Origin of the sequence: Pseudoalteromonas shioyasakiensis, assembly GCF_024518675.1 — a bacterium.
Taxonomy (GTDB): domain Bacteria; phylum Pseudomonadota; class Gammaproteobacteria; order Enterobacterales; family Alteromonadaceae; genus Pseudoalteromonas; species Pseudoalteromonas shioyasakiensis_B.
Window position 1 is genome coordinate 1 of record NZ_JANIGL010000013.1, and the last position, 14792, is coordinate 14792.

The 14792-nt window shown below is 42.0% G+C and carries 22 protein-coding genes and 1 pseudogene; 19 read left to right on the forward strand and 4 right to left on the reverse strand.

All coding sequences use genetic code 11. The features are described 5' to 3' along the window. A pseudogene (locus NQT69_RS19335) lies at nt 1-121 on the forward strand (elongation factor Tu); the annotation flags it as partial. A 230-nt stretch (nt 122-351) separates the two neighbouring features. On the opposite strand, the gene NQT69_RS19340 reads toward NQT69_RS19335, so the two are convergent. From NQT69_RS19340 to NQT69_RS19355, 4 genes are all read right to left on the reverse strand, one after another. Further along, nucleotides 352-1029 carry a TorF family putative porin gene (locus NQT69_RS19340; protein ID WP_256829290.1) on the reverse strand — a complete coding sequence of 226 codons (678 nt, stop codon included), beginning with the start codon at nt 1027-1029 and terminating at the stop codon, nt 352-354. A 292-nt stretch (nt 1030-1321) separates the two neighbouring features. Beyond that, nucleotides 1322-2485 (reverse strand): hypothetical protein, encoded by a 1164-nt coding sequence (locus tag NQT69_RS19345; protein WP_256829291.1) that lies wholly within the window; start codon nt 2483-2485, stop codon nt 1322-1324. Between the two features lie 143 nt (nt 2486-2628). Further along, nucleotides 2629-2829, reverse strand: coding sequence for a helix-turn-helix transcriptional regulator (locus NQT69_RS19350; RefSeq protein WP_256829292.1), 201 nt, complete (start codon nt 2827-2829; stop codon nt 2629-2631). 8 nt (nt 2830-2837) lie between these two features. Next, on the reverse strand, nt 2838-3260 hold the full coding sequence (locus NQT69_RS19355) for a hypothetical protein (protein WP_256829293.1): 423 nt from the start codon (nt 3258-3260) through the stop codon (nt 2838-2840). A 224-nt stretch (nt 3261-3484) separates the two neighbouring features. Here NQT69_RS19355 and NQT69_RS19360 point away from each other — a divergent pair, with 224 nt between their 5' ends. The 18 genes from NQT69_RS19360 to rplQ all read left to right on the forward strand — a co-directional run bounded on the left by NQT69_RS19360 (nt 3485) and on the right by rplQ (nt 14184). Then, nucleotides 3485-5425 (forward strand): AsmA family protein, encoded by a 1941-nt coding sequence (locus tag NQT69_RS19360; RefSeq protein WP_256829294.1) that lies wholly within the window; start codon nt 3485-3487, stop codon nt 5423-5425. 280 nt (nt 5426-5705) lie between these two features. Beyond that, entirely contained in the window at nt 5706-6074 is a 369-nt protein-coding gene (gene rplN / locus NQT69_RS19365; RefSeq protein ID WP_011329449.1) for a 50S ribosomal protein L14, read from the forward strand. A gap of 10 nt (nt 6075-6084) precedes the next feature. Further along, a complete protein-coding gene (gene rplX / locus NQT69_RS19370; protein ID WP_004589210.1) occupies nt 6085-6399 on the forward strand; it encodes a 50S ribosomal protein L24 in 315 nt (104 codons plus the stop codon). A gap of 16 nt (nt 6400-6415) precedes the next feature. Next, on the forward strand, nt 6416-6955 hold the full coding sequence (gene rplE, locus NQT69_RS19375) for a 50S ribosomal protein L5 (protein WP_036974030.1): 540 nt from the start codon (nt 6416-6418) through the stop codon (nt 6953-6955). 10 nt (nt 6956-6965) lie between these two features. Further along, nucleotides 6966-7271 carry a 30S ribosomal protein S14 gene (gene rpsN / locus NQT69_RS19380; RefSeq protein ID WP_016710196.1) on the forward strand — a complete coding sequence of 102 codons (306 nt, stop codon included), beginning with the start codon at nt 6966-6968 and terminating at the stop codon, nt 7269-7271. A 21-nt stretch (nt 7272-7292) separates the two neighbouring features. After that, nucleotides 7293-7685, forward strand: a complete 393-nt coding sequence (rpsH, locus tag NQT69_RS19385; protein WP_087532490.1) for a 30S ribosomal protein S8 — start codon at nt 7293-7295, stop codon at nt 7683-7685. 13 nt (nt 7686-7698) lie between these two features. Next, nucleotides 7699-8232, forward strand: coding sequence for a 50S ribosomal protein L6 (rplF, locus tag NQT69_RS19390; protein WP_256829295.1), 534 nt, complete (start codon nt 7699-7701; stop codon nt 8230-8232). Between the two features lie 9 nt (nt 8233-8241). Beyond that, entirely contained in the window at nt 8242-8592 is a 351-nt protein-coding gene (gene rplR / locus NQT69_RS19395; protein WP_256829296.1) for a 50S ribosomal protein L18, read from the forward strand. A 9-nt stretch (nt 8593-8601) separates the two neighbouring features. Next, nucleotides 8602-9108, forward strand: a complete 507-nt coding sequence (gene rpsE / locus NQT69_RS19400) for a 30S ribosomal protein S5 (RefSeq protein ID WP_008115387.1) — start codon at nt 8602-8604, stop codon at nt 9106-9108. Between the two features lie 3 nt (nt 9109-9111). After that, nucleotides 9112-9294: a 50S ribosomal protein L30 gene (gene rpmD / locus NQT69_RS19405; protein WP_016710201.1), complete on the forward strand. Its 183-nt coding sequence runs from the start codon at nt 9112-9114 to the stop codon at nt 9292-9294. A 5-nt stretch (nt 9295-9299) separates the two neighbouring features. Then, nucleotides 9300-9734, forward strand: coding sequence for a 50S ribosomal protein L15 (rplO, locus tag NQT69_RS19410; protein WP_099297852.1), 435 nt, complete (start codon nt 9300-9302; stop codon nt 9732-9734). 10 nt (nt 9735-9744) lie between these two features. Then, on the forward strand, nt 9745-11073 hold the full coding sequence (gene secY, locus NQT69_RS19415; RefSeq protein ID WP_256829297.1) for a preprotein translocase subunit SecY: 1329 nt from the start codon (nt 9745-9747) through the stop codon (nt 11071-11073). A gap of 22 nt (nt 11074-11095) precedes the next feature. After that, nucleotides 11096-11209: a 50S ribosomal protein L36 gene (gene rpmJ, locus NQT69_RS19420; protein ID WP_002959476.1), complete on the forward strand. Its 114-nt coding sequence runs from the start codon at nt 11096-11098 to the stop codon at nt 11207-11209. Between the two features lie 125 nt (nt 11210-11334). Next, nucleotides 11335-11691, forward strand: a complete 357-nt coding sequence (gene rpsM, locus NQT69_RS19425) for a 30S ribosomal protein S13 (RefSeq protein ID WP_058562133.1) — start codon at nt 11335-11337, stop codon at nt 11689-11691. A 12-nt stretch (nt 11692-11703) separates the two neighbouring features. Further along, nucleotides 11704-12090 (forward strand): 30S ribosomal protein S11, encoded by a 387-nt coding sequence (gene rpsK / locus NQT69_RS19430; RefSeq protein WP_002959471.1) that lies wholly within the window; start codon nt 11704-11706, stop codon nt 12088-12090. Between the two features lie 21 nt (nt 12091-12111). After that, nucleotides 12112-12732 carry a 30S ribosomal protein S4 gene (gene rpsD, locus NQT69_RS19435; protein ID WP_016710205.1) on the forward strand — a complete coding sequence of 207 codons (621 nt, stop codon included), beginning with the start codon at nt 12112-12114 and terminating at the stop codon, nt 12730-12732. A gap of 24 nt (nt 12733-12756) precedes the next feature. After that, complete coding sequence (locus NQT69_RS19440) at nt 12757-13743, forward strand: DNA-directed RNA polymerase subunit alpha (protein ID WP_087532485.1); 987 nt, start codon at nt 12757-12759, stop codon at nt 13741-13743. Between the two features lie 39 nt (nt 13744-13782). Further along, nucleotides 13783-14184 (forward strand): 50S ribosomal protein L17, encoded by a 402-nt coding sequence (rplQ, locus tag NQT69_RS19445; RefSeq protein WP_256829298.1) that lies wholly within the window; start codon nt 13783-13785, stop codon nt 14182-14184. Nucleotides 14185-14792 lie beyond the last annotated feature (608 nt).

Below are 14792 nucleotides of genomic sequence, written 5' to 3' on the forward strand. Positions count from 1 at the left end.
TAACGTTAAGATGACGGTAGAGCTAATCTGCCCAATCGCGATGGACGAAGGTCTTCGTTTCGCTATCCGTGAAGGTGGCCGTACTGTAGGTGCTGGTGTTGTAGCAACTATCGTAGAGTAATAGTTAGCCTAGCTAATTAATACTAAAAAAACCCGAGCATAGTCTCGGGTTTTTTAATGCCTGTGATTTGAGCTGTAAGCTCTAAGCCGTCAGCCGTCAGTGAAAGACAAGCTTCTCTTAACACCAAAGTTAAAATGAGCAAAATTTTGCAGCTGATAGCTGATAGCTGATAGCTAAAACAAGAAAAGGGCCCTGAGGCCCTTAGTGTTGCAGCAAGTAACACATTCTTTTTATAAGCTAAAGTCTACTGAGTAAGCGACGTAAGCTTTGATATCACTGTCATCCATATCGGTATCTGAAAGGCCGAAGGTGAAGCCATCTTTAGAGATTGAAACGCCATAGTCAATAATGTCATCATCACCAATAAAATCACCAGAGTAATGACCTAGGTGTAAAGCCATTTCAGTGCCGTTACTACCAACAGCAAATCCATAGTCTGCTGTTAGGTATAAAGAGTCACCAAAGTCTGTACCATCTCCGCTCGCAGCTGAGCTTGCTAGTACTGAAGCTCCAAAGCTAAAGCCACCCATGCTGATGCTACCGTAAACCTCAGAGAAGTCAGCGTCAGCGCCAGATGCAGCATCAGGGTATGCGTAATAAATGAAGCCTACGTCGTAGCTCATATTTTCATTTATATCACCGCCAAAACCCGCGTATAGATCCAGCTCATAGGTCATTTCATCAGCCCATGAAGCATTTGATACCCAAGTACCAGCATAAAAGCCTGACTCGCCAGCATAATCAATACCACCTGAAACAGCAGCATCGCCACCTGTTTGCTCTTGTCCACGCCATAAATAATTAGAGGTTGCTGCAGCATTTGCTGTTACTTCTGCTAGGGCGGCTGTTGACGATAGGCCCATAAGTACGAGTGCACTGAGGGCAACGGTTTTTTTTAGTTTTAGCATGTTTCGTATCCTGTTGTTATGTTGATTTTGGTTCACAACTATTAAAAAGATTGCAGTCTCGTTAATTGTGATGCCCATTTATTGTTGTCTAGCTCAAGTATCTGCACTGCTTATGCCAAGTTAAATTTAAAACTAAAATTTTATGCATTAATTTTTAAAAAACAGATAGATAAGCTTATTTGGAAGGAAGGTGATAAAGTATTTGGATTAATAATGTGCACTTTAATAGTGCGTAAATATAGAAGGCTGCACAAGGATCATGCAGCCCTACATTAGTTAATTACTTGGTGCTTTAGCCAAATATAGTGCGCATAAGGCTAATAGTTTCATTAACGCCACGACCTTTTTGCACTTCGCTAATGATAGAATCGCGTTTGGCACGAATATGCTCAGGTATTTCATCGCTAGAAAGAGCACGGTCAACTAAGATCTCAGCGGATTCTTTACCACGGCGCACAGCTTTAGTAGAAGTTGTAGCGCTGCGTTTAGGCTTATTTAACAGCTTAATGTAGTTTGAGTTATCTGCTGTTGATTTATCAGCGTAATAAAAGAAACAAGGCAGTAAAGCTTTAATTGATATGAGTTGCTGCTCCAGTTCATTACTGCCCACAGCCATTTTAAACCATGACATAGCATGTATCGTTTGTACTATATCTTGCCAGTAACGTTCAAAATCACGGTTATTCAGTTTTGTAATACCAAGAGCTGAACAGAGGGCGTCAAGTCGAGTGTTATTTATTGGTGTGAAAACATCTGGACGACGCATTGCTAACAATCGAGTTGCTGGGGCGAGTGTCGGCTTTTCATTACTGCCATTAAATGCAAGTAAGTAGGTAACAACAAATTGCTGGTAATCAACTTCTGTAACTTCGCCATCAAGAGGAATATGAGCGAGTGCTTCGTCGAACTGGCCTGGTAAATCGGCTAGCATCTGGTGAAAACCTTTTGCACTTTTGGTTGACGCAAAGCATTCAACATCAAAATTATACGTACTAGGATCCAATGCCGCGGTATGTTTACCTGTGAATGTCAGTAAATCTTCTTGAATCATCTCTTTTAAAGGTTGCTCTCGCAACGATGCAATATAGCTTGTTAGTCGCAACTGCTCCTCCAAAGCGATGAGTTCCTTATGCTGCTCTACAAACATACTAACAACGGGCCACGGTGCAACGCGTAGGGTTTTTAATTGCAAAAAGCTAATTGCGGATATTAATTGGTCATGTAGCTTCTTTAAAATCGGCAATTGATTCGCTTCGAGTAAATCGTAATTAATACGATCTTTACTGGCACTAAGTAATTCGTAACACCAACCTAGAAAGTCTTCAGGGTGATTTTCTATTTTTACCGCCATCAGGTTTAGACTGATTTCAGAAGCCTGCTTTAAAATATTTTGATAAATTTGGCTTTCTTGTTCGCCTAGTGCCATTTTTGAAGGTGAAATTAGCAATTTTTTCATGCCTGAAGATACTCCGGTTAGATGCTTTTCAGTTGTTTATTTTAGCGTAAATTGGCTAAAAGCAACAGGGCTGTGCATCATACCTAAGTGGGCTGTGGATGCAATCAACATAGCGGTGAAAATTTAAAGATTGCATCATTTTTTTAATCATCTAATTCAAGCACAAATAAACTCTCTACTGAGGTATTAAAATAGTGTGCAATCTTTAAGGCAATTATCACCGACGGTGTAAACCGAGATGTTTCGACGGTACTAATGGTTTTGCGCGATACATTAATCGCATCAGCTAATTGTTGCTGAGAAAGCCCTGCCTGTTTACGATATTGAGCTATCTGGTTCTGCACGTTAACTCCTAATCGCGGCTCTGCCAAAGAATTGAAATACCGTAGACCAAAAGCATCACAGTTATATAGAACATTGCCATCGTTGCATGGGAAACACTGTCGGCAAAACGATCACTGGTAGTATAAACGCCACCTATAAAAAAAGAGAGCGCTATACCCGAGTGCTTATAAGCGAGGGTATCAATTGTATTTAAGAATTCATCTTTATAGGTAAAAACAAAAAGTCTACTAAGCGAGAAGCCTTTAGCGATAAATATAATTAATATAGTTATAAAGAGAAGGGGGCCGACGGTTGAAAGCCATGGTGCTGTATTTGTTTGCTTTAGTATTGGATAAACCCCAGCAAATAAAAATGTGCAGGCCATAAAAATACTAAACCATGCATTGTGGCTTATAAATTTTTCTTCGGTTTTAATATCTTGTTGTTTCATAAAACTCATCCTTTAATAATTTGTAACCCTTAGGTATCAATGTAACCTAAGGGTATCAGCGGGTCAATATTTATTTGTAACCTAAAGGTATCAGTTTGTTTCAGTGCCTATTCATTTCTAATTATCTACAGTAAGACAAATTAACTTTTTCTATATTGAGCAATGATTTTAGTAGCAACTCCCGCTATCATAAGAACATTAATTGAACATTTGAAAGGATCGTCATGAAAACCATATTTAAAGTTATTGGGGTAATACTGTTATTGCTGATTGCTGTAATTGTAGCTGCACCATTTTTAATTCCCACTGATGCTATTTTTAATAAAGTGTCAGAACAAGTTGAGCAAACAACGGGGCGTAGCTTAACTATACAAGGCGATAAAACTCTTTCAGTATTCCCTTCATTAAAGCTTGAACTTAATGATGTTCATTTTGCTAATATGCAATCAGGCTCTCAAGCCGATATGGCAAGTATGCAGCAGTTGGCGATTCACATTCCGTGGTTTTCATTGTTTGGCGGCGAATTTAAGCTTGAAAAGTTTGTCATTAACGAACCAAATGTTTTGTTAGAAACAGATAAAAACGGTAAAGCAAACTGGCAGCTTTTTGATGGGGTCGCTGAGCAACCTACTGACACAGCACAAGCAAGTGGAGCAACTAAGTTGCCGGAAAGCTTTGATATCCAATTAGGTGAAGTGGCAATTTACGGCGGAACCTTTACTTACTTAGATGGCATAACCGGTGCTAAGCAGCAGATCAGTGATTTAGATTTAGCTATTCTATTACCTTCATTACGTGAAACATTAACCATCAAAGGGGGTATTACCTACATGCAAGAGCGCTTTGAGCTAGATGTCACTCTAGATACATTAGCCAAAGCAATTGAGGGGGAAACTTTCAACATTACAAAAGCGGTGGCCTCTCGCCTAGTTGATGTTCAGTTTAAAGGGGCGATCGCAAATCAAGGAAAAGATATCCAAGGTCAGTTGTCACTCAGTGGCGATTCGGTTAAAGAAATTGCAAAGTGGCAGGGTGTTGCGCTTGAGGCAAAAGAAGAAGCATTTAATGCCTTTAATGTGAAAGGCGAGATGCGCTTGCAAGGTGAAAAGTTCACTTTAAGTGAACTACTTGCAACACTTGATGCATTGCAAATTAAAGGGCAAAGCGATATTAACCTTGGCCAGCGCTTGATTGTTAATGCCAATATTGACTTAGGTATGTTGGATTTGAACCCTTACTTACCAGAAGCTGTGGCTAAAGATGAAAATGAGACTCAGCCGAATAGCGATGCACCTGCCGAGCCAATAGTATGGGACGACACAAAAATGGATTTAAGTGGTCTGAATGCATTAGATGCTAACGTAGTCGTACGTTCAAGCGGCCTTAAAGCGAACGATATAACGCTAGGAGCAAACCAATTCACTATTAACCTTAATAATGCAGTGGCTAAAATTAGTCTAGATAAATTTGCCGCATACGAGGGTAATGGCCAAGGTATGATCACCATTAATGCGAAACAAGTTCCGTACACTATTGCGACTAATTTTAGTTTAGATAAAATTGATGCTCAGCCATTACTAACCGATGCAGCAGGCTTTGATAAGTTGATGGGTAAAGGCTCACTTAATTGGGATTTGGCAACCAGCGGAGACAGCCAAAAAAGCTTTATTAATGCCTTACAAGGCAAATTGGCGTTTGAATTTGCAGACGGTGCGGTTAAAGGCGCTAATATCGCTGAAATGGTACGCAAAGGCAAAGAGTTAATCAAAGGTAATCTAGGGGCCGTGTCAGAAGGGCTTGATACCGGTTTTGACAACTCAGAGCAAACAGATTTCTCGGCATTAACTGGTAGTTTTAACTTTACCAATGGTGTAGGCAAGAATAGCGATTTATCAATGTTAAGCCCATTAATTCGGATTACAGGGGAAGGTGACGTTGATTTACCAATGACAACGGTGAACTACCGCTTAGTAACGGGGATTGTTGATTCGCTGGAAGGGCAAGGCACAACAGATGATAGCACCGGCTTTAAAATCCCTGTACGCATCAAAGGGCCATTTCATGATGTGGGTATAAACCTCGATATGAGCAAAGCGGCAGAGGATGAAGTAAAAGAAAAAGCAAAAGATAAAGTTAAAGAAAAACTAAAAGGTTTATTTGGTTAAAGCGGAATAATCAGCCGTAGAAAAAATAATCAGGGTATAATTATGCCCTGATTATTTTATAAACAGCGGTAAAACAGCTAATTATCATCTAATAGCAAATTAATGAGTGCTAGAATTATAAATTAATTAAAAAATAACCTACCACAACCCCCTCAATGCTGATACAATTGCCCGCCCTTAAGAGACAACCTGGTTGTTTTTTGGTGGGTATTTAATCTAAATGTCTTGATTTTAAACAAATTTAAGGCAAGTTGTAATAACTACACCGGAGGTCATTAACATGATCCAAATGCAAACTCAGCTGGAAGTTGCTGATAACAGCGGCGCTCGCAAAGTGCAGTGTATTAAAGTCTTAGGCGGTTCGCACCGTCGTTATGCAGCGATTGGTGACATCATTAAAGTTTCTGTTAAAGAAGCGATTCCTCGCGGTAAAGTGAAGAAAGGTGATGTTAAAAACGCGGTAGTTGTGCGTACTAAGAAAGGCGTTCGTCGTCCAGACGGTTCTTTGATCCGTTTCGACAGCAATGCGGCTGTTATCTTAAATGATAACTTGCAGCCAATTGGTACACGTATTTTCGGCCCTGTGACTCGTGAGCTTCGTAATGACAAGTTCATGAAAATCGTTTCACTAGCCCCAGAAGTACTGTAAGGAGTCAATCATGGCAGCAAAAATCCGTCGTGATGACGAAGTAATCGTTCTAGCAGGTAAAGACAAAGGTAAGCGCGGTAAAGTGCTTTCAGTTGTTACCGAGTCTGGTCGAGTATTTGTCGAAGGCATTAACTTAATCAAGAAACACCAAAAGCCGGTTCCACAATTGAACCAAGCTGGCGGCATTGTTGAAAAAGAAGCGTCTATCGACGTATCAAACGTTGCGATCTACAACTCGGAAACGAGCAAAGCAGATCGTGTAGGTTTCAAGATTGAAGATGGTAAGAAATTACGTATCTTTAAATCTACTGGTAAAACTATCTAATAGTTGGAGTAGAATGATGGCGAAACTGCATGAAGTATATAAAGACAAAGTAGTTGCTGAACTTCAAGAGAAGTTTGGTTTCAGCTCTGTCATGCAAGTCCCTCAGATCGAAAAGATCACATTAAATATGGGCGTGGGCGAAGCCCTAGCTGACAAGAAAATTTTAGATAACGCTGTTGCGGATCTAGAAGCTATCTCTGGTCAGAAACCTTTAATCACTAAAGCACGCAAATCTGTTGCTGGCTTTAAAGTGCGTGAAGGCTACCCAATTGGCTGTAAAGTAACCTTACGCGGCGAGCGTATGTGGGACTTTTTTGAGCGTTTGGTTTCAATCGCTATCCCACGTATCCGTGACTTCCGTGGTGTAAGTGCTAAGTCTTTCGATGGACGTGGTAACTACAGCATGGGCGTACGTGAACAAATCATCTTCCCAGAAATTGATTATGATAAAGTAGACCGTGTACGCGGTATGGATATCACAATCACTACATCTGCGAAAACAGATGAGGAAGGCCGTGCGTTGTTAGAAGCGTTTAACTTCCCATTCAAGAAATAAGGGTAGGGTTATGGCAAAGAATTCTATGAAAGCGCGCGAAGCAAAGCGCACAAAATTAGTTGCTCAGTACGCTGAAAAGCGCGCAGCACTAAAAGCTATCATCAGCGATGTGAAAACATCTGACGATGATCGTTGGGACGCGGTACTTAAGCTACAAGCTTTACCACGTGATTCTAGCCCTGCACGTCAACGTAATCGTTGTAACATTACGGGCCGCCCACATGGTTACCTTCGCAAATTCGGCATGAGCCGTATTAAAGTTCGCGAAGCAGCTATGCGCGGTGAAATTCCTGGCCTTAAAAAGGCTAGCTGGTAATAGAATCACGGGAGTAAGACTATGAGCTTGCAAGATCCTATCGCGGATTTGTTCACACGTATCCGTAACGGTCAATCAGCGAAGAAAGTATCTGTAACGATGCCAACTTCAAAGCTGAAAGTAGCGGTAGCTAAAGTATTAAAAGACGAAGGTTACATCACTGATTTCGCAGTAAACGGCGATGTTAAACCTGAGCTTTCTATCGAGTTGAAATACTTCGAAGGCAAAGCTGTTATTGAAAACATCCAGCGTGTTAGCCGCCCTGGTCTACGTATCTATAAGAGACGTGACGAATTACCGAAGGTAATGGGTGGTCTAGGTATCGCTATCGTATCAACTTCTAAAGGCCTAATGACAGACCGCGCCGCACGTAGTGCTGGTGTTGGTGGTGAAATCATTGGTTTTGTAGCTTAATCGGAGGGGAACTATGTCTCGCATAGCAAAGGCACCAATAAACGTTCCTGCCGGTGTAGAAGTTACATTAAAAGGCCAGGAAATCACAGTTAAAGGCAAAAACGGTGAATTAACACGTACTATCAACAACGCTGTTGAAGTACAAGTTAACGACAACGTTATTACAACTTTACCTCGTGAAGGCGTAGCCAATGCATGGGCACAAGCAGGTACTGCTCGCGCTCTTATCAACAACATGGTTGTTGGTACGCATACAGGTTACGAGAAGAAACTTCAGTTAGTAGGCGTTGGTTACCGTGCAGCAGCTAAGGGTAAAGTTTTAGACTTAACACTTGGTTTCTCGCACCCAGTTAATTTCGAAGTTCCTGAAGGAATTACGATTGAAACTCCAAGCCAAACAGAAGTTCTAGTTAAGGGCGTAGACAAGCAGTTAGTTGGTCAAACAGCTGCTAACATTCGTGCATACCGTAAACCAGAGCCTTATAAAGGTAAAGGTGTTCGTTACGCAGATGAGAATGTACGCCGTAAAGAGGCTAAGAAGAAGTAAGGTAAGACGATGGATAAAAAAACAGCTCGTCTACGTCGTGCTAAACGCACTCGTAGAAATTATATTGAACAAGGCACAACGCGTCTTGTTATCCACCGCACGCCACGTCACATTTACGCTCAAGTAGTTAATGCTGAGGGTAGTGTACTGGCTGCTGCTTCTACTGTTGAGAAAGCTATTAGCGAAACAGTTAAAGGCACAGGCAACATTGAAGCTGCTCAAGCAGTTGGTAAATTTGTTGCAGAACGTGCGGCTGACAAAGGCATCGAAAAGATTGCTTTTGATCGCAGTGGCTTTAAATATCACGGCCGTGTGAAGGCGCTAGCAGATGCTGCGCGTGAAGCCGGTTTGCAATTCTAGGAGTAGACAATGGCTAACGTAGAAGCAAAGCAACAACAGCCTGATTTAGCTGAAAAGCTAATCGCGGTAAACCGTGTGTCTAAAGTAGTTAAAGGTGGTCGTATCTTTAGCTTCACTGCACTAACAGTAGTTGGTGACGGCGCAGGTAAAGTAGGTTTCGGTTATGGTAAAGCACGTGAAGTTCCAGCTGCTATTCAAAAAGCAATGGAAAAAGCACGTCGTAACATGATCAACGTAGACCTAAATGGCAACACATTACAGCACCCTGTTAAAGGGCGTCATGCTGGCTCACAAGTGTTCATGAAACCAGCATCTGAAGGTACTGGTATCATTGCAGGTGGTGCTATGCGTGCAGTACTTGAAGTGACTGGTGTGCAGAACGTACTTTCTAAATGTTACGGTTCTACTAACCCGATCAACGTTGTACGTGCAACGATCTCAGCTCTTGAGAATATGAATTCTCCTCAGTCGATCGCTGCTAAACGTGGTCTTCGAGTAGATGAGATTCTGGGGTAAACCATGGCTAATAAAACTGTAAAAGTAACACAAGTAAAGAGCTCTATCGGTCGTTTACCGAAGCATAAAGCTACATTACGCGGTCTTGGTTTACGTCGTATCAATCACACTGTTGAGTTGGAAGACACAGCATGTGTACGTGGTATGATCAACCAAGTTTCTTACATGGTTAAGGTTGAGGGGTAATTCGAATGCATTTGAATACACTTTCTCCTGCTGCAGGATCAAAATCTGCTGGTAAACGTGTTGGTCGTGGTATCGGTTCTGGTCTTGGTAAGACTGGTGGCCGTGGTCACAAAGGTCAAAAATCACGTTCTGGCGGTAAAGTACGCGTTGGTTTTGAAGGCGGTCAAATGCCTATGCAACGTCGTCTACCTAAATTTGGTTTCACTTCTCGCAAATCTTTAGTATCTGCAGAAATTAACCTTTTTGAAATCGCTAAAGTTGAAGGCGATGTGGTAGACCTAGGTACGTTACAAGCAGCTGGTCTAGTTAAAAAGAACGTTCAGTTCGTTAAAGTTGTTAAATCTGGCGAAGTTTCACGCGCAGTAACCGTTAAAGGCCTTAAGGCTTCTAAAGGTGCTCGCGAGGCTATCGAAGCTGCCGGAGGCAAGGTAGAAGACTAAGGAAGTACTAATGGCTAAACCAGGTCAAGATATGCAAAGTGCACAAGGTGGACTTTCGGAATTGAAACGTCGATTACTATTCGTTTTAGGCGCTATCATTATTTACCGTCTAGGTTCATTTGTGCCGATCCCTGGGATTGACGCCGCTGTACTTGCCGATTTCTTCGAGCAACAAAAGGGCACCATTGTTGAAATGTTTAACATGTTCAGTGGTGGTGCACTTGAGCGAGCTTCAGTGTTAGCACTGGGTATTATGCCTTACATCACAGCTTCGATTATTACGCAACTATTAACGCATATGTATCCGCCGTTTATAGAGCTTAAGAAAGAAGGTGAACAAGGGCGTAAGAAAATTAGCCAGTACACACGCTATGGCACGCTTTTGCTTGCTACTATCCAATCAATCGGTATTGCCACAAGCTTACCGGGCATGATGGACGGGTTAGTTGTTAACCCAGGTTTAGGTTTCTATTTCACCGCAGTGGTGAGTTTAGTAACTGGTACTATGTTCCTTATGTGGTTGGGCGAGCAAATTACAGAGCGCGGTATCGGTAACGGTATCTCGGTTCTAATATTTGTTGGTATAGTAGCAAACTTGCCGTCTGCTATTGGTTCGACAGCCGAAATGGCGCGCCAAGGTGATCTGAATGTTTTAGTACTGTTGATGGTTGCTGTAATCGTATTCGCTGTAACTTATCTTGTAGTCTTCTTTGAACGTGGTCAACGACGTATCGTTGTTAACTACGCAAAGCGTCAGCAAGGTCGTCAAGTATTTGCTGCTCAAAGCACGCATTTACCACTAAAAGTTAATATGGCGGGTGTTATTCCACCAATCTTTGCTAGCAGTATTATTCTGTTCCCTGGTACTATTGCCAGCTGGTTCGGCCAGGGTGAAGGTCCTGTCGCTGATGTGCTACAAGCCATTGCTACAACGTTGACTCCAGGTCAGCCTTTGTATGCATTAGTTTTAGCTGCGGCTATTATCTTCTTCTGCTTTTTCTATACAGCGTTGGTGTTTAACCCACGTGAAACAGCAGATAACCTGAAAAAATCTGGCGCATTTATCCCAGGTATTCGTCCAGGTGAGCAGACATCGAAATACATTGATAAAGTGATGACACGCCTGACATTGGCAGGTGCTTTGTATATAACCTTTATCTGTCTGGTGCCCGAATTCATGACCATGGCATGGCAAACGCCATTCTACTTCGGCGGTACATCAATCTTGATTATCGTTGTTGTGATCATGGACTTTATGGCACAAGTACAAACTCATATGATGTCACATCAATATGATTCTGTGCTGAAAAAAGCGAACCTTAAAGGCTACGGTCGATAAGGTCAGTTTACGGAGTTGAGCAATGAAAGTACGTGCTTCCGTTAAGAAAATATGCCGTAACTGTAAAGTTATTAAACGTGCCGGTGTTGTACGTGTAATTTGCAGTGAGCCAAAGCATAAGCAAAGGCAAGGCTAATTAATAAGTCGTGCAGGCTGAGATTTCTTGGCCTGTGTTTTCAATTGTGATTTGGTCTTCGTTTGAGTATCCTTACGGGCTCTTCAAACAGATGATAACCAAATTCAAATATAGGAGATGTGTTAGTGGCCCGTATCGCTGGCATTAACGTCCCTGATCATAAACATGCAGTTATTGGTTTAACAGCTATTTATGGCATAGGTAAGACTCGCTCTAAGGCTATCTTAGTAGCGACTGGTATCGCCGAGACCACAAAAATCGGTGAACTTTCAGACGAAACACTTGACGTACTTCGTGAAGAAGTTGGCAAGTACACTGTAGAAGGTGATCTTCGTCGTGAAGTTACTTTGAATATCAAGCGCCTTATGGACCTTGGTTGTTTCCGTGGCCTACGTCACCGTCGCTCTTTACCACTACGTGGTCAAAGAACTAAGACTAACGCGCGTACCCGTAAGGGTCCTCGTAAGCCTATTAAGCGATAAGGGGATAGTATTATGGCTAAGACACCAATTCGTCGTAAAAAGGTTAAAAAGCAAGTTGCTGATGGTATGGCTCATGTTCATGCTTCTTTCAACAACACTATTGTTACAATTACCGACCGTCAAGGTAATGCACTATCATGGGCTACTGCCGGTGGTTCAGGTTTCCGTGGTTCACGTAAATCTACACCATTCGCTGCTCAGGTTGCTGCAGAGCGTGCAGGTACTGCTGCTCAAGAATACGGTTTAAAAAATCTAGAAGTTTTCATCAAAGGTCCAGGTCCAGGTCGTGAATCTGCTGTACGTGCTTTGAATGCTGCTGGTTACCGTATCACCAACATCACTGACGTGACGCCAATACCACATAATGGTTGTCGTCCACCGAAGAAACGTCGCGTTTAACAATAGGTTAGGAGAAATAACATGGCAAGATATTTGGGCCCTAAGCTCAAGCTGAGTCGTCGTGAAGGTACTGACCTGTTCCTTAAGAGCGGCGTAAGAGCTATCGACTCTAAGTGTAAACTTGAGACTGCACCTGGTCAGCACGGCGCTCGTAAAGGTCGCTTATCTGATTACGGTTTACAATTACGTGAAAAGCAAAAAGTACGTCGTATCTACGGTGTATTAGAAAAGCAATTCCGTAACTACTACAAAGAAGCTGCTCGCCTTAAAGGCAACACAGGTGAAAACTTGTTACAGCTTTTAGAGCAACGTTTAGACAATGTTGTATACCGCATGGGTTTTGCAAGCACACGTGCTGAAGCACGTCAGTTAGTAAGCCACAAAGCGGTTTTAGTTAATGGTCGTGTTGTGAACATTCCTTCATTCGTAATTACTCCAGAAGATGTAGTAGTTATTCGTGAAAAGTCTAAGACACAAGCGCGTATCATCGCTGCTCTAGAACTAGCCGAGCAACGTGAAAAGCCGACTTGGGTTGAAGTTGACGGTAAGAAAATGGAAGGTAATTTCAAACGCCTACCTGAGCGTTCAGACCTGTCTGCGGACATTAATGAACAACTAATCGTCGAACTTTACTCTAAGTAAAGTTAAGAGTTAAGAGAGGATAAAATGCAGGGTTCTGTTACAGAATTTCTAAAACCAAGGTTAGTCGATATCGACGCTATCAACCCAACACGTTCTAAAGTTGTTTTAGAACCATTAGAACGTGGCTTTGGCCACACGTTGGGAAATGCCTTACGCCGTATACTTCTTTCGTCTATGCCTGGATGTGCAGTAACCGAAGTTGAAATCGACGGTGTATTGCATGAATACAGCGCGAAAGAAGGCGTACAAGAAGACATCATTGAAATTCTGTTAAATCTTAAAGGTCTAGCAGTAACTTTAGAAGGTAAAGATGAAGTTTTTCTGACCCTGACTAAGTCTGGTGTAGGCCCTGTGACTGCGGCAGATATTCAGCACGATGGCGATGTAACAATTGCTAACCCAGATCACGTTATTTGTCATTTAACGACAGATAGCAGCGATATCAGCATGCGTATTCGTGTTGAACGCGGTCGCGGTTATGTGCCGGCGTCTAGCCGTTTATCCTCTGATGACGATGAGCGTCCAATTGGCCGATTGTTGCTTGATGCATCATTTAGTCCAGTTGAACGTATTGCGTACTCGGTTGAATCAGCACGTGTTGAACAACGTACAGACTTAGACAAGTTAATCATTGATATGGAAACAAACGGCACTTTAGATCCTGAAGAAGCGATCCGCCGTGCGTCTACTATCTTAGCTGAACAATTAGATGCATTCGTAGATTTACGTGATGTAACTGAACCAGAAGAGAAAGAAGAGAAGCCTGAATTCGATCCTATTCTACTTCGTCCAGTTGATGATCTTGAACTAACAGTACGTTCTGCAAACTGTTTGAAAGCCGAGCAAATTCAATATATCGGTGATTTAGTTCAGCGCACAGAAGTTGAGCTTCTTAAAACGCCTAACTTAGGTAAGAAGTCTCTAACTGAAATTAAAGACGTGCTAGCTTCACGTGGTCTTTCTCTAGGTATGCGCCTAGAAAATTGGCCGCCTGCAAGCCTAGCTGAATAATCTAAATCACTATATTAGTTTAGTTAGAAGGATAGGGTCATGCGCCATCGTAAGAGTGGTCGTCAATTAAACCGTAACAGCAGCCATCGTAAAGCGATGTTCAGCAATATGGCAAGTTCTTTGGTGAAACACGAAATCATCAAAACTACTTTGCCAAAAGCGAAAGAGTTACGCCGTGTAATTGAACCTTTAATCACACTGGCTAAGACTGACAGTGTTGCAAATCGCCGTTTAGCGTTTGCACGCACGCGTGATAATGAAGTAGTTGGTAAATTGTTCAGCGAAATCGGTCCTCGTAATGCGGATCGTCCAGGTGGTTACACTCGTATTCTTAAGTGTGGCTTCCGTGCTGGTGACAATGCACCAATGGCTTATGTTGAACTAGTAGGTCGCACATCTGCAACCGAAGAAGTTCAAGAAGACGCGCAGTCTGCTGAGTAAGTCTTAAAGACACCAAAAAGCCGAGCTTATGCTCGGCTTTTTAATGCCTGAAATTCAGTGGAGAAAGTTCCATATAGCAACTTATCCTTCTTTTGCTCTATAGCCACCACTCATAATGGTGACTATTAAACACCGCCCACAAAATACTCTTTGTAAGTATGCTTTATGATCGCACGGGTGATCATGCTCAACTTCAGATCAAAATCGCCCTTGATATAGATGAAGTTAAAATTTAAATGAGTTTAAATAGCCCGTTTTAATGCTTAATAGTTGTGTTTTTATACGTTTCGTTTGAATTTTCAACGAATGGAAGTTTTTTTAAGTTTTATTAAAAAAAAGGGTTGATCTGTTTTTGGATCTCCCTATAATGCGACCCCACTGAGACGGCAGAGCAGGCAACGCTTAGCGGGGCATGAGCTACTCAGAGTGTTAAGTAAAACTTGAGCTTAGATTTTTTAGAAAGTTTAAAATTAAGTGTTGGCAAAAAAATAGGAAAGCGTAATATGCGCAGCCCTAGCGAGATAAAGCAAATGCTTTAATCGCAACGTTCTTTAACAATATAAAGCAATCATCTGTGTGGGCACTCGTACAGATTGAGTTCTAACAGC